This is a genomic window from Streptomyces sp. NPDC017979 (genome assembly GCF_044328175.1).
Taxonomy (GTDB): domain Bacteria; phylum Actinomycetota; class Actinomycetes; order Streptomycetales; family Streptomycetaceae; genus Streptomyces.
The window spans coordinates 1-19,609 of sequence record NZ_JBIRGU010000014.1 but is presented as its reverse complement, the minus strand read 5'-3'; the positions used below and the strand labels follow the sequence as shown (position 1 = coordinate 19,609).

At 70.5% G+C, this 19,609-nt stretch carries 15 protein-coding genes; 7 read left to right on the top strand and 8 right to left on the bottom strand.

Annotated features, from left to right (window positions below):
• Positions 1–42: 42 nt before the first annotated feature.
• On the bottom strand, positions 43–2,859 hold the full coding sequence (gene secA, locus ACH4E8_RS28590) for a preprotein translocase subunit SecA (protein ID WP_398453509.1): 2,817 nt from the start codon (positions 2,857–2,859) through the stop codon (positions 43–45).
• A gap of 236 nt (positions 2,860–3,095) precedes the next feature.
• Here secA and ACH4E8_RS28585 point away from each other — a divergent pair, with 236 nt between their 5' ends.
• Both ACH4E8_RS28585 and ACH4E8_RS28580 read left to right on the top strand, forming a co-directional pair.
• The gene (locus ACH4E8_RS28585) at positions 3,096–3,680 is read left to right on the top strand and encodes a GNAT family N-acetyltransferase (protein WP_398453506.1); all 585 of its coding nucleotides are present in this window, start codon (positions 3,096–3,098) and stop codon (positions 3,678–3,680) included.
• Positions 3,681–3,726: 46 nt separating this feature from the next.
• Entirely contained in the window at positions 3,727–4,890 is a 1,164-nt protein-coding gene (locus ACH4E8_RS28580) for a winged helix-turn-helix domain-containing protein (protein WP_398453503.1), read from the top strand.
• 81 nt (positions 4,891–4,971) lie between these two features.
• On the opposite strand, the gene ACH4E8_RS28575 is transcribed toward ACH4E8_RS28580, so the two are convergent.
• From ACH4E8_RS28575 to mtnA, 7 genes are all read right to left on the bottom strand, one after another.
• Positions 4,972–5,718, bottom strand: coding sequence for a response regulator transcription factor (locus ACH4E8_RS28575; RefSeq protein ID WP_361535039.1), 747 nt, complete (start codon positions 5,716–5,718; stop codon positions 4,972–4,974).
• A gap of 204 nt (positions 5,719–5,922) precedes the next feature.
• Positions 5,923–6,609 (bottom strand): ribosome hibernation-promoting factor, HPF/YfiA family, encoded by a 687-nt coding sequence (gene hpf / locus ACH4E8_RS28570; protein WP_398453501.1) that lies wholly within the window; start codon positions 6,607–6,609, stop codon positions 5,923–5,925.
• A 490-nt stretch (positions 6,610–7,099) separates the two neighbouring features.
• Entirely contained in the window at positions 7,100–7,951 is an 852-nt protein-coding gene (locus tag ACH4E8_RS28565) for a ComF family protein (RefSeq protein ID WP_398453498.1), read from the bottom strand.
• A gap of 101 nt (positions 7,952–8,052) precedes the next feature.
• On the bottom strand, positions 8,053–9,900 hold the full coding sequence (locus ACH4E8_RS28560) for an LpqB family beta-propeller domain-containing protein (protein ID WP_398453495.1): 1,848 nt from the start codon (positions 9,898–9,900) through the stop codon (positions 8,053–8,055).
• Positions 9,890–11,992, bottom strand: coding sequence for an MtrAB system histidine kinase MtrB (mtrB, locus tag ACH4E8_RS28555; RefSeq protein WP_398453492.1), 2,103 nt, complete (start codon positions 11,990–11,992; stop codon positions 9,890–9,892). The genes ACH4E8_RS28560 and mtrB overlap by 11 nt, the downstream gene beginning before the upstream one ends.
• A gap of 46 nt (positions 11,993–12,038) precedes the next feature.
• Positions 12,039–12,728, bottom strand: coding sequence for a two-component system response regulator MtrA (mtrA, locus tag ACH4E8_RS28550; protein WP_398453490.1), 690 nt, complete (start codon positions 12,726–12,728; stop codon positions 12,039–12,041).
• A 4-nt stretch (positions 12,729–12,732) separates the two neighbouring features.
• Positions 12,733–13,872 (bottom strand): S-methyl-5-thioribose-1-phosphate isomerase, encoded by a 1,140-nt coding sequence (gene mtnA / locus ACH4E8_RS28545; protein WP_398453488.1) that lies wholly within the window; start codon positions 13,870–13,872, stop codon positions 12,733–12,735.
• A 182-nt stretch (positions 13,873–14,054) separates the two neighbouring features.
• On the opposite strand from mtnA, the gene ACH4E8_RS28540 reads away from it, so the two are divergent.
• The 5 genes from ACH4E8_RS28540 to ACH4E8_RS28520 are packed head-to-tail and all read left to right on the top strand — an operon-like array spanning position 14,055 to position 19,457.
• Positions 14,055–15,284, top strand: a complete 1,230-nt coding sequence (locus ACH4E8_RS28540; protein ID WP_398453487.1) for a hypothetical protein — start codon at positions 14,055–14,057, stop codon at positions 15,282–15,284.
• Position 15,285: 1 nt separating this feature from the next.
• On the top strand, positions 15,286–15,972 hold the full coding sequence (locus ACH4E8_RS28535; protein ID WP_398453484.1) for a DUF4129 domain-containing protein: 687 nt from the start codon (positions 15,286–15,288) through the stop codon (positions 15,970–15,972).
• Between the two features lie 47 nt (positions 15,973–16,019).
• A complete protein-coding gene (locus ACH4E8_RS28530) occupies positions 16,020–17,156 on the top strand; it encodes a DUF4350 domain-containing protein (RefSeq protein ID WP_398453936.1) in 1,137 nt (378 codons plus the stop codon).
• Positions 17,153–18,136, top strand: a complete 984-nt coding sequence (locus tag ACH4E8_RS28525) for an AAA family ATPase (protein WP_398453482.1) — start codon at positions 17,153–17,155, stop codon at positions 18,134–18,136. Before ACH4E8_RS28530 ends, ACH4E8_RS28525 begins: the two co-directional genes overlap by 4 nt.
• A 10-nt stretch (positions 18,137–18,146) precedes the next feature.
• Entirely contained in the window at positions 18,147–19,457 is a 1,311-nt protein-coding gene (locus ACH4E8_RS28520; protein ID WP_398453479.1) for a DUF58 domain-containing protein, read from the top strand.
• Positions 19,458–19,609: the final 152 nt, after the last annotated feature.

Genomic DNA, 19,609 nt, shown 5'->3' with positions numbered 1-19,609 from the left:
CGCCGTCACGCACCGCCCCGCGTTCGCAGGGCGGTCACCTGGCTACTTCTTGCGGCGGCGCCCGCCGCCCTTCTGCGCCTTGCGCCGCTCGGCGCGCGTCATCCCGTCACCCGAGCCGGACGCGGTGCGGTTCTCGGCGGTCTCGAAGTCGCCCTCGACGACACCGCCCTCGCCGTCCACCGTGGGGGCGGAGAAGTGCAACCGGTCCGGGCGCTGCGGGGCCTCCAGGCCCTTGGCACGGATCTCCGGGCGCGCCGCCGGCACGGCGTCCTTCTTCTCCAGCGAAGGGCGCTCCGCGTCCTCCACCGGAACCTCCTCGACCTGCTGCTCGACCTGGACCTCCAGGTTGAACAGATAGCCGACGGACTCCTCCTTGATGCCGTCCATCATGGCCGTGAACATGTCGAAGCCCTCGCGCTGGTACTCGACCAGGGGGTCCTTCTGCGCCATGGCGCGCAGACCGATGCCCTCCTGGAGGTAGTCCATCTCGTAGAGGTGCTCGCGCCACTTGCGGTCGAGGACGGAGAGCACCACGCGGCGCTCCAGCTCGCGCATGATCTCGGAGCCGAGCTGCTTCTCCCGCGCCTCGTACTGCTCGTGGATGTCCTCCTTGATGGACTCCGCGATGAAGTCGGCGGTGATCCCGGCGCGGTCGCCCGCGGCGTCCTCCAGCTCCTCGATGGTGGCCTTGACCGGGTAGAGCTGCTTGAAGGCGCCCCACAGTCGGTCCAGGTCCCATTCCTCGGCGAAGCCCTCGACCGTCTCCGCCTGGATGTAGGCGTCGATGGTGTCGTTCATGAAGTGCTGGATCTGCTCCTGGAGGTCCTCGCCCTCCAGGACGCGGCGGCGCTCGCCGTAGATGACCTCGCGCTGGCGGTTGAGCACCTCGTCGTACTTGAGGACGTTCTTCCGCGTCTCGAAGTTCTGCTGCTCCACCTGGGACTGGGCGGAGGCGATGGCGCGGGTGACCATCTTGTTCTCGATCGGGACGTCGTCCGGGACGTTCGCCATCGCCATGACGCGCTCGACCATCTGGGCCTTGAACAGCCGCATCAGGTCGTCGCCGAGGGAGAGGTAGAAGCGGGACTCGCCGGGGTCGCCCTGTCGGCCGGAACGGCCGCGGAGCTGGTTGTCGATGCGGCGGGACTCGTGGCGCTCGGTGCCCAGCACGTACAGCCCGCCGAGGTCGGTGACCTCCTCGAACTCCGCGCGCACGGCCCCTTCGGCCTTCTCCAGCGCGGCCGGCAGCGCCGCCGCCCACTCCTCGACGTGCTCGACCGGGTCGAGGCCGCGCTGACGCAGCTCCGCCTCGGCGAGGTCGTCCGGATTGCCGCCGAGCTTGATGTCCGTACCGCGGCCGGCCATGTTCGTCGCGACGGTGACGGCGCCCTTGCGGCCGGCCTGGGCGACGATGATCGCCTCCCGGTCGTGCTGCTTGGCGTTCAGCACCTCGTGCTGCACGCCGCGCTTGCTGAGCTGCTGCGACAGGTACTCCGACTTCTCGACGGAGGTCGTGCCGACCAGGATCGGCTGGCCCTTCTCGTGCTTCTCCGCGATGTCGTCGACGACGGCGGCGAACTTGGCGACCTCGGTGCGGTAGATCAGGTCGGACTGGTCCATGCGGACCATCGGCCGGTTCGTCGGGATGGGGACGACGCCGAGCTTGTAGATCTGCTGGAACTCGGCGGCCTCGGTCATCGCCGTACCGGTCATGCCGGAGAGCTTGCCGTAGAGGCGGAAGAAGTTCTGCAGGGTGATCGTGGCGAGGGTCTGGTTCTCGTCCTTGATGTCCACCCCTTCCTTCGCCTCGATCGCCTGGTGCATGCCCTCGTTGTAGCGGCGACCGGCGAGGATGCGGCCGGTGTGCTCGTCGACGATCATGACTTCGCCGTCGATGACGACGTAGTCCTTGTCCTTCTTGAACAGTTCCTTCGCCTTGATGGCGTTGTTCAGGTAGCCGACGAGGGGGGTGTTCACCGACTCGTAGAGGTTGTCGATGCCCAGCCAGTCCTCGACCTTGGCCACGCCCGACTCGTGGATGCCGACGGTGCGCTTCTTCTCGTCGACCTCGTAGTCGCCGGTCTCCTCGATGCCCTTGAGGTGGTTGCCGGCCTCGCCCTTGGTCAGGCGGGTGACGAGCTTGGCGAAGTCGCCGTACCACTTGGTGGCCTGGTCGGCGGGGCCGGAGATGATCAGCGGCGTACGGGCCTCGTCGACGAGGATCGAGTCGACCTCGTCGACGATGGCGAAGTTGTGTCCGCGCTGGACGAGCTCGTCCTTGGACCACGCCATGTTGTCGCGGAGGTAGTCGAAGCCGAACTCGTTGTTCGTGCCGTAGGTGATGTCGCAGGCGTACTGCTCGCGGCGCTGCGCGGGCGTCATGTTCGCCAGGATGCAGCCGACGTCCAGACCCAGGAACTTGTGGACGCGACCCATCATCTCGGAGTCGCGCTCGGCCAGGTAGTCGTTGACCGTGATCAGGTGGACGCCCTTGCCGGAGAGCGCGTTCAAGTAGGCGGGGAGGGTGCCGACGAGGGTCTTGCCCTCACCGGTCTTCATCTCCGCGACGTAGCCGAGGTGCAGCGCGGCGCCGCCCATCAGCTGTACGTCGTAGTGGCGCTGGCCGAGGACGCGCTTGGCGGCTTCACGGACGGTGGCGAACGCCTCCGGAAGCAGGTCGTCCAGGGTGTTCTCACCGCTGGCGAACCGCTCCTTGTACTCTTCCGTGAGCGCCCGCAACTCGGCGTCGGAGAGGCTGACGAAGTCCTCTTCGATGGAGTTGACCTGGTCCGCGATGCGGTGCAGTTTGCGCAGGATCTTGCCTTCGCCTGCACGCATGAGCTTGTTGAAGACGGACACTGAGGCTGGTCTCCTTGCCGATTCGGGCCTGGCTGGGTCGTGGGGACTCGGGCACGGGCACGGCAGGCGGGCCCCACCGCAACGGCCATCGTAAGCGAGGACCACGCCGGCTCGGGAGGTCCGCACCCGTCCCGGGCGGTCCGCGCTCCCCATGTGAACGCACGGGACGCGCGGAAGGTGCCGGTGCGGCACGAAAAGTGCTCGCCTCCGGTGCGGGGCCCGTGAAGAATCCGGTCATGGAGCCCATCACACTCACCACCGAGCGACTGCTGCTGCGCAGCTTCACCGAGGACGACACCGACGAGGTGTACCGGCTCTGCCAGGACGCCGACATCCAGCGGTGGACGACGATCCCCTCCCCCTACGAGCGGCAGCACGCGATCGACTTCGTCGGACAGATGGTGCCGGAGGGCTGGCGCACGGGGACGATGTTCACCTTCGCCGTCGTCCCGGCGGGCGGCGGGTCGATCATGGCCTCCGTGGCGGTCACGCTCCGCACCCTCTCGGGCACGTGGGAGGTGGGCTTCTGGCTCGGGGAGCAGTACCGGGGCCGCGGGATCATGACGGAGGCGGTGGACGCGCTGGCCCGCTGGTCCTTCTCCCGGCTGGCGGCGACGCGCCTGGAGTGGCGGGCCGAGGTCGGCAACGCCGCGTCCCGGGCGGTCGCGGTGCGCGCGGGCTTCACGGTCGAGGGCGAGCTCCGGGCTTCCCTGCTGAACAACGGCAGCCTGCGGGACGTCTGGGTGGGCTCCTTGCTGCCGTCCGACCTGGGGATGCAGAGCGCGTACGCCTACCTCCCGGCCGCCCCGGCCCGGCGGTGAAACCGCGCCGGGTGGGCTGTCAGTGGCACCCTCTATCGTTCGGAGCATGACGACGCCGCCGCCTCCCGTTGCCGAGTTGTCCGCCGACGAAGCCCGCCGCATAGCCCTGCGCGCCCAGGGCTTCATGGGCGCACCGGACCGGCGTGCCGGCGTGCGGGGCGTCCTGCGCCACCTGGGGGCGGTCCAGTTGGACACGATCTCGGTGCTCGCCCGCTCCCACGAACTCGTGCCCTACGCCCGGCTGGGCGCCGTCGGCCGCACGACGGTCGACGAGGCGTACTGGACCGAGGGCCACAGCTTCGAGTACTGGTCGCACGCCGCGTGCATCCTCCCCGTCGAGGAGTGGCCGCACTTCGGCTTCCGCCGGCGCGCCTACCGCGCCCGCCCGCAGTGGTACCACGACCTGCCCGACGGCGTGTACGACACGGTGATCAAGCAGTTGCGCACCGAGGGCCCGCTGACCGCGACGGAGCTGGGCGGCGCGAAGAACGGCGGGGAGTGGTGGGACTGGTCCGCCTCCAAGGTCGCCGTGGAGCGCGCGCTGATGTACGGCGAGGTGGTCTGCGTCGAGCGGCGCGGCTGGAAGCGGGTGTACGACCTCGCGGAGCGCGCGGTCCCGGACGCCCTGCTCGGCGTCGAGCTGGACGACGCGGAGTGCCTGCGCCGGCTCGTCCGCCTCGCCGGCCGGGCCCTGGGCGTCGGCACGCGCGCGGACATCGCTGACTACCACCGGCTGAAGGGCGAGCAGTTCGACGCGGTCGTCGCGGACTCCGGTCTGGTGCCGGTCGCGGTCGAGGGCTGGGCCAAGCCGGCCTGGGCCGACCCCGAGGCGCTGGCCACCGCGCCGCGCGGCCGGCACCGCACGACGCTGCTGTCCCCCTTCGACTCCCTGATCTGGGAACGGGCCCGCACGGAGCGGATCTTCGGCTTCAGCCACCGCCTGGAGGCGTACGTCCCCAAGCCCAAGCGCGTGCACGGGTACTTCGCGATGCCGCTGCTGTCGGGCGGCCGGCTGCTGGGCCGGGTCGACCCGGCGCGCGAGGGCCGGACTTTGGTGGCCAAGCAGGTCTCGCTGGAGTCAGCCAAGGCCATCGCGCCCATGGCCCAGGCGCTGCGGGAGGCGGCCGAGTGGGTCGGCTGCGACGCGGTACGGGTCGAGCGCGTCGACCGCCCCGAGTGGGCCGCCCCCCTCGTCGCCGCCCTGTCCTGACCCCGCCACCGCCCCACGCAGGCGACGGGCGCCCGACGCACACCGCCGGACGCCCGAACGGCGCTCCTTCCCGGACCTGCCCTAGCGGATCTCCAGGATCTTCTCCCGCATCGCGTAGACCACGGCCTCCATCCTGGAGTGCAGCTGGAGCTTCTCCAGGATGTTGCGGACGTGGTTCTTCACCGTGTTCTCGGAGATGAACAGCTCCTTGGCGATGTCCCGGTTGTTCATGCCGGTGGCGACCAGCTTGAGCACTTCGAGCTCCCGGTCGGTGAGCCGGGGCGCCGGCACGAGCCGACGCTCGTCCGTGCGCTGGATCATCGACTTGAACTCGGTGAGCAGCTTGGACGCCATGGACGGGCTGATCTGCGACTGCCCGTCGGCCACCGCTCGGATCGCGGTGGCGACCTCGTCCGTGGAGATCTCCTTGAGGAGGTACCCGGTGGCCCCCGCCTTGATCGCGTCGTAGAGGTCGGCCTCCTCGTCGCTGATCGTCAACATGATGATCTTCGCACTGGGGGCCACCTCCTTGATCGAGGTGCACGCCTCGATGCCGCCCCGCCGTGGCATCCGGACATCCATCAGCACGATGTCGGGCAGCAGGTCCGCGGCCTTGTCGACGGCCTCCGCACCGTCACCGGCCTCGCCGACGACCTGGATGTCCTCCTCCTGAGCGAGGACGATCTCCAACCCTCTACGGAAGAGGGCGTGGTCGTCCACCACGAGGACTCGGATCGGCTCGGCTCGGTGGCCGCTCGCGGCGACCTCGACGGCCGTGTCCCGGGCACCGGCCGCTTGGTGGTGCACCGGTCCGAAGCTGTCCGGCATCGTTCCTCCCCTGAGATCAGGGCCTGACGGTCATGTTCCATCAGCCAACGCCGTTGCGTGACACACCGGTTGGCCGTGACGCCATGCTTTCATGCCTGACCGTCACTGCGGTGATCCTGTGGGCGCACGGTGGTGCCCCCGAGGGCGCACGGGGCGCTCCCGGGGGCATCGTCACTCGGTCACCCGTGGTGAACGGGGCCGGTGTCAGCCGCCGAGCGCTCCTCCGGCGCCGCCGGCCGGGGACCCGGCCAGGGGGTCCGTCTCCAGGTGGATGACGCCGTAGTCATAGGCGTGTCGCCGATAGACGACACTGGGCTGCTTCGTCTCCGAGTCGACGAAGAGATAGAAGTCGTGTCCGACCAGCTCCATTTCATAGAGCGCCTGGTCGAGCGTCATCGGGGCCGCGGTGTGCACCTTCTCGCGGACGATCAGCGGCCCTTCGCCCTGCACTTCGAGCGAACCGATCTTGGTGGTGGGAATGGATTCCGATGTGTGTGCGACGGGCTGCCCGTTCGCATTCAGTTCGGCGACGTTGGGGACGACGTCGGGCACTTCTGCCGCCGACAGTCGACCATTGCCACGGCGGTCGCTCCGCTTGTCGTGCTGCTTGCGCAGCCGCGCTTCCAGCTTGCCCGTGGCCAGGTCAAGCGCTGCGTAGGGGTCGCTGGCCGATGCCTCGGCCCGGATCACCGGGCCGCGGGAGCGGAGCGTGATCTCCACTCGGTCCGAACGGTCGGCCTGCCGCGGATTGTGCTCCTTGGACACCTCGACGTCCAGGCTGATCACCTTGGCGTCGAGCTTCTGGATCTTGTCCAGCTTCAGCTTGTCGGCCACGTGCTTGCGGAACCGCTCCGGCACCTCGGTCTTGCGGCCCTTGACGACGATGTCCACGCAGAACTCCGTTCCCGGATTGCCCCGCTGTCACAGCGGACGCGGAGCGTTTCCCTCTTGCACCAGACCCCGGTTGTGAACCGGAGCCTCGGACTAGGCGACTTTCACCTCCTCCTCCCCAGTCGACAAGATCCCCACCCCACCAACTTTCGAGGTTTTCGCAGCCCCGAATCCCCGCCCGCGAGGGACGGCAGTGCATTCGGTGAGGCACGGGACCTCATTCCGCACTCCACACCACCGAACATAGCCCCATCGAGCGGGTGTCGGCACCCGCTACCAGCGCGTACGTCCGTTTGGGCGGACACGGACCGTTTCACCTGTCACCCAGACCAACGTTTGTGCGTGATCTTTAAGTTCCGCTTTCCCAGATTCTCTTCAGTTCACTCCAATCCCTTCTGATTCAACAGTTTCCGCAGCTTGTCTTGGGCACTTCGCACAACCCTTGACGCGCTTGCCGCGCTCACCGCCCTTTCCTTCGCCTCCCGTCCCGTTAGCGCAAGGCCAGCGCGCTGACCGGTGCGGCCACCACCGCGGCGCTCACCGGAGCCCGCCAGGGCCCGGCTCCTGCCTCGTCAAGCGCCTCTCCCAGCGCCCTGGCCGCCTCCGCAAGAGACGCACCCGTCGTCATCAGGTCGTCCACCAGCACCACCCGACCGCCCGCCAGGAGCCGTCCGGCCCCACTCACCGCACTCAGTGCCCCGGAGACGTTCTCCGCCCGCTCCCGAGCCGTGAGGCCCGCCTGGTCGGCCACGGGGCGGAGCTGTCGCAGCACCGGCAGTGCGCGCGCCTGCCGGCCCGTACGCCGCAACTCGCCCGCCGCTGCCCGGGCGATCCGTCGTGTCGCGTCGTGCCCGCGGGCCCGCACCGCACGCCGCGCCGAAGGCACCGGCACGAGCAGCAGCGGCGCCCCCTGCCACTCGTCACCACCGTCGAACACCGAGCCGTCGAGTCCCGCACCGCTGAACCCCACGGCATCGAGCACCCCGCCATCGGGCTCAGGCCCGTCCCGCCCACCGCCGCAACTCACCCCGCCACGACTCACCCAGCCATCCCGCACCGCCGCCCGCACGGCCCCTGCGAGCGCCACTCCCAAGGGTCGGGCCAGCCCCAACACACCCCGCTCCTTGTGGGCCAGGAGCACCGCGCGCACCGCGTCGACGTATCCCGCTGCCGCATGCACCTCCGGCATCCCGTCGGGCTCGGGATCCGGTGTCGCCCGGCGCGCAGCGGAGCCGTACAGCTCATGCGCGCACTCTTCGCACAGTGGCGTGCGCGGGATGCCGCAGCCACCGCATGCGGCCGGCAGCACCAGGCCGGAGATCTCCTGCCACCACCCCCGCATGCACTCCACTGTGCCCGGAACCGCAGCAGCCCGCCACCCCTGTGGATAACTCCCGCAGCATCCATCTGACCTGCTGTTTTCTCAACAAGGCAATGGGGTGATCAGCCGGGGTAGATCGGGAACGAGCCCGTCGTGTCCACCGTCTGCCAGTTCCCCCCGGGCGGCAGCCGCACGATGCCGTCGTCCTGCGAGTACGCCACCAGGGGACGGCCCTCGATGTCGGACGCGGTCACCGACTTCACCGAGTTCAGACCGGGCAGCACGCTCCCCGCGGGCGTCGAGCCGTCCGTCTGGATGTAGCGCACCTGCGGCACGCCACCGGCCTCCCTGCCAACCAGGACGAGACGGCTGGCCCCGGCCCAGGAGACGGCCGTGACGGTCTCCATCTGCGGTGCCGCGGCCCGTAGATGGGCCACCGAGACCGCTGCTCCGTCCCCCGTCCCCGACCGCTCCACCCGCCCGATCTGCAACGTCGTCTTGCCGTCCTTCTCCAGCAGCAGCGCGATCCTCGCCCCGTCCGCCGAGACCTTCAGCGAGCTGATCCGCGCACCGTCCAGCCCGGGCACGATCGGGACCTCCTGGGGCACTCCGCCGCCGGACGGCAGCCTCAGCAACTTCGCCCCTCCGGGGTTGCGGTCGGCCACCCACAGATCTCCGAGCCCGTCCCAGCTCGGCGCCGTGAGCCGGTCGTTCTCCGTCTTGCCGCTGCTGGTCACCACGGGGGGCTTGGGCGGGCTCGGGGCCGTGATGGGCGCAACGTGCAGCTTCGACCTGTCGGGCGAGACCACGGCGGCGGTGCGCTCGTTCTCCCGCGAGACCGCGGCCACCCCCACCGGCACGTGCCCCTCGCCGAACGGTCCCTGGACCGGCTCCGGCACGCTGCCGTCGCTCCCGCTGCCGTTCAACACGGCCAGTTGCCGCTTGTCGTTCACGAAGTACTGCCGCACCTCGCTCCCAGCAGCCCCGCTGTCCGGCGCGTATTGCTTCTCCCGCCCGTTGAAGAACACGCACAGCTGCGAGCCGTCCGCCCGCTGCAACTCCACCTGGTCCACATTGGCCGACGACAGGTCCTTCAGCGTGAACATGATCTGCACGGCCATCTTGTTGCACTGCGCGCGGCCCGTGTTCGCCGCCTTCTCGTTGAGCGGTATTTTCAGCACGTCACGGTCGTCGATCGTCAGCGAAGTGACGCCCTCCTTCAGGGCCGTACCGCTCGGGAAGGGCGACTCCACCACCGGCTTCAACCAGTTCGTCGGCCCGTCCAGCAGCGCCTTGACCGCCTGCGTCACCGGATCCATCCCGGTGACCGGATCCACCCGCTGCCTGATGAAGACCGGGTCGGCCACGACCTTCGCCCGATCGCTGGCGAAGTAGTACTTGTTCACCGATCGGTAGTTGCGCTGGAAGTCGGACAGGCCGAGCACCAGGCCGTCCGGCAGCGAATCGATCCGCCACTCCCCTTCGCCGTTCTTCGACACGTGGATGTTCCAGCTGTGTTCGGCGGGGGTTTCGGCCTCGTACTCCAACTGCGAGTTGACCGTCGCTATACGCGTGCCGACCAGCGGAAACGTGTATCCCTGGCTCTCCTGGCTGTCCCGTCGCGGCGCGTCCCGCGTGGTGGGCGCCGCCGTCAGCACCGTCGTCTGGGCCTCCGGCTGCCACTTGCTCGCGATCTTCCGCGACAGATACGTACGAGCAGTGCCGAAGTCGGCGTCATCGCTGGTCATCGCCTCAAGGAAGCCGCTGATGATCTCCCTCGGCTCGGCGCCGTTGCGGGGCGGCACGGGGTACACCCGCACCTGCGCGTCCGCCCTCGGCGACGCCTTGACGGCGTGGATGTCCCCGCTGTCGGGCATCGACGCACACCCCGCCAGCAGCACCCCGCTCCCGCCGAGGGCCGCCCCCAACCGCAGCCGCAACCGGCGGCCCCCACGAGATTCAGCGCCCACGCGTCGTGTCCTCCCGGTCCGCTTCCAAAGACGAGTCCAACGACGAGTCCGACGACGAGTCCGCGAGCGAACCCGAAGGCGTGTCCGAAGACGGATCTGCCAGCGGATCCGTGATCGATTCCGACGGCGGGCCGGCAGGTGGTCCGACCGGACGGGCCACCACCCGCGCACCGCTCCCCGGCAGCGCCGTCGGATCCACCTCGGGCGGTGCGGCCGGCGGCGGCACCGGGAGCGCCGAGCGGGCGCCCGAAGCGTGCTGCACCGGTACGGACGTCAGCCGGTGCCCCTGGGCGACGCCGTGCGCCCGTGGCCGCTCCTGGATCTTGCTCTTGCCACCGCCGGCGCCATCCGACGCGGCGCGTTCCCGGCTCTGCCGGGAGTCCTCCGGCTCCAGGGGTATCGGGGAGCCCCGCAACGGTTCGTCCGCCGTACGCGGCAGGGTGAGCCGGAACTGCGAACCGCCGCCCGGCTCCCCCCACGCCTGGAGCCAGCCGCCGTGCAGCCGGGCGTCCTCCACCGCGATCGACAGCCCGAGCCCGGTGCCGCCCGTGGTGCGCGCCCGCGCCGGGTCGGCCCGCCAGAAGCGGTTGAACACCCGGGTCGCCTCGCCCGGCTTCAGCCCTACGCCGTAGTCCCGTACGGCCACCGCGACGGCCCCGCCCGCCGCCGCCAGCCGGACCACGACGTCCCGGCCCTCGCCGTGCTCCACAGCGTTGACGACCAGGTTCCGCAGGACCCGCTCGACGCGCCGGGGGTCGGCCTCGGCGACGACGGGCTGGTCGTCGCCGATGACGCGTATCCGAGTGCCCTTGCGCTCGGCCAGCGGCTCGGCACCGCCGATCACCCGCCGCACCACCTCGCGCAGGTCTATCGGCTCGGCGTCCAGCGCCGCCGCTCCCGCGTCGAACCGGCTGATCTCCAGCAGGTCGGACAGCAGCGACTCGAAACGGTCGAGCTGATCGCCCAGCAACTCCGCCGAGCGCGCCGTCACCGGATCGAAGTCACTGCGCGCTTCGTGGATGACGTCGGCCGCCATGCGCACGGTCGTCAGCGGGGTGCGCAACTCGTGCGAGACGTCGGAGACGAAGCGCCGCTGCATCCGCGACAGCTCCTCCAACTGCTGGATCTTGAGCTGTAGGTTCTGCGCCATCTTGTTGAACGCTTCACCGAGGCGGGCGATGTCGTCCTCGCCGGTGACCTTCATCCGCTCCTGGAGCCGGCCCGCGGACAACCGCTCGGCGATCCCGGCCGCCATCCGCACGGGCGTGACGATCTGCCGCACGACCAGCCACGCGATCGCCCCGAGCAGCACGACGAGGAAGAGCCCCGCGGTGGCCAGCGTCCCCCTGACGAGGTTGAGCGACTGCTCCTCCTGCGCCAGTGGGAAGACGTAGTACAGCTCGTACGGCTGGTCCTCCGCGTCGTTGAGCTGCGTACCCACGGCAAGCCCCGGCTCGGCCGGTGACTCTCCGTTGTTGTACGTGATCCTGATGTACGTCTCGTAGCTCTTGCTGCCCTTGCGGACGTCCTGCCGCAGCCGGTCCGGGATGGACGCGGGGTCCATGTCGCCGGACGTACGGGCCGCGCGGGCGCCCATCGACTCCGCGTCCACGCTGAGCGCGACCACGTGGAAGGCGCCCTGGCCGCCGCTCGCCAGCCGCTGCACCAGGTCCGTGCGCCATGAACCGGAGGCGGCCGAACTGTCCTGACCCGCGCCGTCCGGCCCGCCGGGTGCCGTCGGCATGTCGGCGGCCTCCCGCGCAACGGCGAACCCGCCCGCGGCCTGGCTGCGCGCCGACTCCCGCTTGGCGTCGAGCAGGCCGTTGCGCACCTGCCCGATGACGACGAACCCCAGCAGCACCACGACGCCGACCGACATCAGCAGCGTCATCACGACGATCCGCAGCTGGATGTTGCGCCGCCACAGCCGAATCGCGGGCAGCAACGGTCGCCGCACCCAGCGCAGCAGGATGCGCAACAGCAACCTGCTGGGCTCGCCGTCCTGTCCCGCACGCCGACCGCGCAGCAGCCGGCCGAGCCACAGCGGCCCGGCCGTCCCCTGCTCCGGTCCGGCAGCAGCCCGCCCCTTCACGGCCCCCGACTCCCCGGGCTGCGGAGCAGCGCTGCCGCCGGGCACGTCAGCTCGGTCCCGCCTTGTAACCGACACCACGGACGGTCACCACGATCTCCGGGCGCTCCGGGTCCCTTTCGACCTTGGAGCGCAGACGCTGGACGTGCACGTTCACCAGCCGGGTGTCCGCGGCGTGCCGGTACCCCCACACCTGCTCCAGCAGCACCTCACGGGTGAACACCTGCCACGGCTTGCGTGCCAGCGCCACCAGCAGGTCGAACTCCAACGGGGTGAGCGCGATCGACTGCCCGCCCCGCTTCACCGAATGCCCCGCCACGTCGATGATCAGGTCACCGATGGTCAGCTGCTCCGGCGCGGGCTCCTCGGACCTCCGCAGCCGCGCCCTGATGCGCGCCACGAGCTCCTTGGGCTTGAACGGCTTGATGATGTAGTCGTCGGCCCCGGACTCCAGGCCGACCACCACGTCCACCGTGTCGCTCTTCGCCGTGAGCATCACGATCGGCACCCCGGACTCGGCCCGGATCAACCGACACACCTCGATGCCGTCCCGCCCGGGCAGCATCAGGTCGAGCAGCACCAGGTCCGGCTTGGCTTCCCGGAACGCGGCGAGCGCCTTGTCGCCGTCCGCCACGAACGACGGCTCGAAACCTTCTCCACGCAGCACGATGCCGAGCATCTCGGCCAGTGCGGTGTCGTCGTCGACGACAAGGACTCGTCCCTTCATAACCGACATCATCCCATTAGCTCATCGTTACCTGTCGTGACCTGGCACACAGCTGTGCCACCCCGTCCCCCGTGACCGGCGACAACGCACCTTCCTCGGTCACGATCGCGGTCACCAGTTCCGGTGGAGTCACATCGAATGCAGGGTTGTACGCCTGTGTTCCCCGCGGCGCAAGCCGAACGCCGCCGGCCGGGCTCCCCGGGGCCCCGCTCGCCTGTGGCGGAAGGATCTCCGTCACCTCGTGCGCGGCCCGCTGCTCGACCTCGATGGCCGCCCCGTCCGGGGTGGCGAGGTCGATCGTCGTGGTCGGCGCGACGACGACGAACGGCACCCGGTGGTACTTCGCCAGCACGGCCAGCGGGTAGCTACCCACTTTGTTCGCGACCGCACCGTTGGCAGCGATGCGGTCCGCGCCGATGAGGACAGCATCCACCTCCCCGCCCGCGAACAGCGAACCGGCGGCGTTGTCCGTCAGCAAGGTGTACGGCATGCCGGCGCGTGCCGCCTCGTACGCGGTCAGCCGAGCGCCCTGGAGCAGCGGACGGGTCTCGTCCACCCACAGCCGCTGCAGCCGGCCGGCGCGGTGGGCGGCGAGCGCCACCGCCAGCGCCGTGCCCTCGCCGCCCGACACCAGCGCACCGGTGTTGCAGTGGGTCAGGATCCGATGCGCTCCGTCGGGCAGCAACTCATCGAGCAGGGCCAGGCCGTGAGCGGCCATCCGCACACTCGCCTCCGCGTCCTGGCGGTGCAGCTCCCGGGCGGCGGCGAGGGCCGCGCGCGCGGGATCGGCGGCCCCGCCCAGGGCCTCCCGGTGGGCGGCGGCCGCCAGGCGCACCCCGTACGCCAAGTTCACCGCGGTGGGCCGCGACTGTGCCAGCAGAGCAGCGGCTTCTTCCACGTCGTCCCCGCGGGCCGCGGCGAGCGCCACACCGTAGGCGCCCGCGATGCCCAGCAGCGGTGCGCCCCGCACGGCCAACGTCTGGATCGCCCGCACCAGCGCGGGGACGTCGGCACAAGCCAGCAGCACCTCCTCAGCGGGCAGTCTGGTCTGGTCGAGGAGCACCAGAACAGGCCCGTCCACCGGCTCTTCCCAGCGAATGACCGGGAGCTGCTGCGGCTCCGCTCCGGCCCGCCGTTGCGCGTACTGATCAGCCATCCGACCAGTCTGCCCGGTGACGAACGCCCAGAGAAGGCGTGATCGGCACCCGGCCGCCGGCCCACGGTTGGACCGTGCGTGGCACGATGGCTGCCAGCCTGCCGATTCTTTGTGCGGACGGGCACCCCGCAGACGCCGGCTCGCCGAGCCGGCGCCGATACCGACACACGAGGTGGACGACCGTGAACGACACTCCGGGCTGGGCCTCGCCCGGATCTGCTCCTTCCGAGGGACGGGGACAGGGCCAGGACGAAGGCCAGGGCGCCCAGGTGCCCCGCCCCGCGGAGCCCGTCGACCAGACCGGCCCCGCCTCGAACTGGTCCAGCAAGCAGCCGCCCGCCGGCCAGTGGTCCGCTCCTCCTCCACCGCAGCCCGGCCCCGGCTGGGGCGGGCCGCAGCACCACGGCGGCTGGGGCGCACCGCCCGCGGCGAAGCCCGGTGTCATCCCGCTGCGCCCGCTGAGCGTGGGTGAGATCCTCGACGGCGCGGTGTCCACCCTGCGGACGCACTGGCGCACGGTGCTCGGCATCACGATCACCGTCTCCGTGATCGCCGAGATCGGCAACATCCTCGTCACCCGCTACCTGATGCCCGAGCCGTTGGAGATCGACTCCGACGCCGACGGCGAGGAAGCCCTGCGCCAGGCCGTCGACTCCCTCCAGTCGACGATGCTGTCCACGATCCCCATGATGATCATCGGGCTGATCGCGACCCTCTTCACCACGGCGCTGCTGACGATGGTCATCAGCCGCTCGGTGCTCGGCAAGCCCGTGACGATCGCCGAAGCCTGGCAGGAAGCCCGCCCCCGGCTGCCCCAACTCCTCGCGGTGACCCTGCTGCTGCCACTCATCGCGGCGGCCATCGTCACCGTCGCCGCCCTGCCGGGCATGGCCCTGGGCGGTGCGGGAGGCGCGGCCCTCGCGGTGCTCGGGATCATCGCGGCGCTCCCGGTGGCGATCTGGCTCATGGTCCGGTTCACCCTGGCGCCGTCCGCACTGATGCTGGAGCGTCAGGGCGTCTTCGCAGCCATGCGGCGGTCCGCCAAGTTGGTCAGCGGCTCCTGGTGGCGCACCTTCGGCATCGTCGTGCTGACGACGCTGCTCTCCCTCATCGTCTCGATGATCATCGCGATCCCCTTCAGCATCGCGGCCCTGGCGGCGGACGACGGCGGCGTGAGCGGCTTCGTCTCCGGTGACATCCCCGACTACAGCTGGATGTACCTGATCATCACGGGCATCGGTGCGGTGATCGCCTCGTCGATCACCTACCCGATCACCGCCGGCGTGTACGTGCTCCTCTACATCGACCAGCGGATCCGCCGCGAGGCCCTGGACATCGAACTCGGCCGCGCCGCCGGTCTTCCCGGCTACGGCACCGAGCCGCCGCCCGGCGCGACCACCGGGAGCCAATGACGTGTTCGCCACGGGGGGAGCGGCGGCAGGCACTCTGGTGCGCGCCGACGGGGACATACCGGTGGACGTCTCCCGCGACCCCGCACGCGAAGCGGCACGGCGGGAGCTCACCAAGCCGATGTACCACGAGAACGATCCGAACCCCCTCCAGCAGGCCGTCAACGACTTCTGGGACTGGGTCGACGAACTCTTCGGCGCCGCTTCCACCGCCGCCCCCGGCGGCACGGTCGGGCTCGTCGTCATCGTCCTGATGGCCATCGCCCTGGTCGGCGCCCTGTGGTGGCGCCTGGGCACGCCCCGGCGCATCCCCGCGTCGGCGTCGCCACTCTTCGACGACTCCCCCCGAAGCGCCGTAGAACACCGAGCCGCCGCGGAGGCCCACGCCGCAGCGGGCCGCTGGAGCGCAGCCGTCCAGGAACGCATGCGGGCGATCGTCCGCGGCCTGGAGGAACGCGCCCTCCTCGACCTCCGTCCGGGCCGCACCGCCGACGAAGCCGCCGCCGAGGGCGGCCGGTCGCTCCCGACCCTTTCCGCGGACCTCCTAGCCGCGGCCCGGGAGTTCGACGACGTCACATACGGCGGCCGAACGGCCGACCAGCACGCGTACCACCGGCTGCGCAGCCTGGACCTCGAACTGGAGCGCACCAAGCCACACCTGGTCGAGCCGTCCTTTGGAGCAGCCGAGTGACCAGGGCCGCCCCCAGCACCACGTCCCTGTCCCCCACGGGCCGCCAAATGTGGACGCGCGCCCGTGGGCTGCTGCTCGGACTTGCCGTCCTGATCACCGCCGGGGTCGTCATCGCCGCGATGCGCTCCGGCGACCGGCACGGCAGCCTCGACCCGCGCTCCGCCGACCGCTCCGGCAGCCGCGCCGTCGCCGAACTCCTTGCGGACCGCGGCGTCACCGTCCGCGTCGCCACCACCCTCCGCGAGGCCACGACCGCCGTCGGCCCCGACTCCACGCTTCTTGTCGCCGCCCCCGACCTCCTGACCGACAGCCAACAGCGGGCCCTGCGGAAGGCAGCCAACACCTCCGGTGGACGCACCGTCCTCGTGGCCCCCGGCCCCACCTCCCTGGACACCCTCGCGCCCGGCGTCCGGTCCACGTCGACGACCCGGGTCACGGCCCTGGCCCCCAAGTGCTCGCTGCCCGCGGCCCGCAACGCCGGGGACGTCGACCTCGGCGGCGAGCAGTACGCCGTCGCCGACGGTCCAGGCGTCGACGGCTGCTATCCCGTCGACGGCCTGCCCACCCTCGTCAGGACCGACTCGGGCGAAGGCGACACCGTGGTGCTCGGCGCTCCCGACCTCCTCCACAACGAGCGCCTGGACAAGAACGGCAACGCCTCCCTCGCCCTGCAACTCCTCGGCTCCCGCAGCCATCTGGTCTGGTACCTCCCCTCCTTGAGCGACGGCTCCACCGCACCCGACGGCGGTGACGAGTCCTTCCTCGACCTGCTCCCCTCCGGCTGGCTCTGGGCCTCCTTCCAGCTCTTCGTCGCAGCCGCCCTCGCGGCCGTCTGGCGCGCCCACCGACTGGGCCCCCTGGTCACCGAGCGCCTGCCCGTGTCCATCCGCGCCTCCGAGACCACCGAGGGCAGAGCCCGGCTGTACCACCAGGCGAAAGCCCGCGACCGAGCAGCGGACGTGCTGCGCGCAGCCACACGCGAACGACTGGCACCCCTCCTCGGCATCGCCTCGGCCCACGCCCACTCCCCCGACGTCCTCCTCCCCGCCGTCGCGGCCCGCACCGACCCCGGTGACCAGGGCCCGGCGCTCCTGCTCTTCGGACCACCGCCGGCGGACGACGCCGCCCTCGTCCGCCTGGCAGACCAACTCGACGCCCTCGAAAGAGAGGTACGCACCTCATGAGTGCCCCGTCCCCCGAGACGACCACGACCTCGGACGGCGCCCGCGCATCCCTGGAGTCCCTCCGCACGGAGATCGCCAAGGCCGTCGTCGGCCAGGACCCCGCAGTCACCGGGCTCGTCGTGGCCCTGCTCTGCCGGGGTCACGTCCTGCTGGAAGGGGTGCCCGGCGTCGCCAAGACCCTCCTCGTGCGGGCGCTGGCCGCATCCCTGCAACTCGACACCAAGCGCGTTCAGTTCACCCCCGATCTGATGCCCGGCGACATCACCGGTTCGCTGGTCTACGACGCCCGCACTGCGGAGTTCTCCTTCCAGCCGGGCCCGGTCTTCACCAATCTGCTGCTCGCCGACGAGATCAACCGCACACCGCCCAAGACCCAGTCCTCCTTGTTGGAGGCCATGGAAGAGCGACAGGTGACGGTCGACGGCACGCCGCGTCCGCTCCCGGAGCCCTTCCTCGTCGCAGCAACCCAGAACCCCGTCGAGTACGAGGGCACTTACCCCCTGCCCGAGGCGCAACTGGACCGGTTCCTGCTGAAGCTGATCGTCCCGCTGCCGTCCCGTCAGGACGAGATCAGCGTCCTGACCCGCCACGCCGAGGGCTTCAACCCCCGGGACCTCCAGAGCGCAGGTGTTCGCCCCGTCGCGGGCCCCGCGGACCTGGAAGCGGCCCGGGCCGCTGTCGCCAGGACCGCGGTGTCAACCGAGATCGCCGGCTACGTCGTAGATATCTGTCGTGCCACGCGTGAATCCCCCTCGCTCACCCTCGGCGCATCGCCCCGAGGCGCCACCGCGCTGCTCTCCGCAGCACGTGCCTGGGCCTGGCTGACCGGTCGCGGCTACGTCATCCCCGATGACGTCAAGGCACTGGCCTTGCCCACCCTGCGACACCGGATCCAGCTCCGGCCCGAAGCGGAGATGGAAGGAGTCACCACTGACTCCGTCATCACCGCGCTCCTGAGTCACGTCCCCGTTCCCCGCTGAGAGCGAGCCCATGGCCCTCACCGGAAGAACCGCGCTCCTCGCCGCCATCGGCTCGCTCCCCGTCGGCATCCTCGCGCCCAGTTGGACGGGAATGCTGGCGGTGAACGCACCGCTGTCTCTAGCAATCTTGTGCGACTACGCCCTCGCCGCGCCAGTGCGATCGCTCCGATTCACTCGAAGCGGTGAAACAAGAGTTCGACTCGGGGAACGGGCGGACGTACAGCTCAGCATCACCAACGCGTCCAAGCGGATGCTGCGCGCCCAGGTCCGCGACGCCTGGCCACCCAGCAGTTGGGAAGCCGGCACCGAACAGGCCGGGTCCCGGAGCCGCCTCACCGTCCCGGCCGGCGAGCGTCGGCGCATCACGACCGCACTACGCCCCGCTCGCCGTGGCGACCGCCACGCGGACCGGGTCACCGTGCGCTCCTACGGTCCCCTCGGCCTTGCCGCCCGCCAGAGCAGCCACCAGGTGCCGTGGACCGTACGCGTGCTTCCACCGTTCACCAGTCGCAAGCACCTGCCGTCCCGGCTGGCCCGCCTGCGGGAGCTGGACGGCCGCACCAGCACGCTCATCCGAGGCCAGGGCACCGAATTCGACAGCCTCCGTGACTACGTCCCGGGCGACGACACGCGCTCCATCGACTGGCGCGCCACGGCCCGCCAGGCCGACGTCGCCGTACGCACCTGGCGCCCGGAGCGTGACCGCCACGTCGTCCTCGTCCTCGACACCGGCCGCACGTCCGCGGGTCGCGTCGGCGACGTCCCCCGTCTCGACGCCTCCATGGACGCCGCCCTGCTGCTCTCGGCGCTCGCGTCCCGAGCCGGCGACCGGGTGGGCCTCCTGGCCTACGACCGTCGCGTCCGCGCCCAGGTTCACGGCCGATCTGCAAGCGAAACGCTCCCGGCCCTGGTCGACGCCCTGGCCCCGCTGGAGCCCGAACTCGTCGAGACGGACGCCCGCGGCCTCAGCGCAGCGGTGCTCAAAAGCGCACCACGCCGTTCACTGATCGTGCTTCTGAGCAATCTCGACGCGACTCCCATCGAGGAAGGGCTGCTTCCGGTGCTCGCTCAGCTGACCCAGCGGCACACGGTGCTCGTGGCGTCCGTCGCCGACCCGCACGTCGAGAAGATGTCCAAGGCCCGGGGCAGTGTGGAGGCGGTGTACGAGGCAGCAGCTGCCGCTCAAGCCCAGACCCAGCGCCGTCGCACCGCCGAGCAGTTGCAACGGCACGGGGTGACCGTCGTCGACACGACGCCCGAGAACCTTGCACCGGCGCTTGCAGACGCTTACCTGACGCTCAAAGCTGCCGGCCGGCTCTAAAAATCGGGAGACACATGGTCGCCAGGTCCTGTCCGGCGACCATTCTCCCGAGAAAAGTGTCTAGAAATGCGGAAAGGGCCCCACACCGTAGTGTGGAGCCCTCTCCTCAAAAATTGTTCGGCGGCGTCCTACTCTCCCACAGGGTCCCCCCT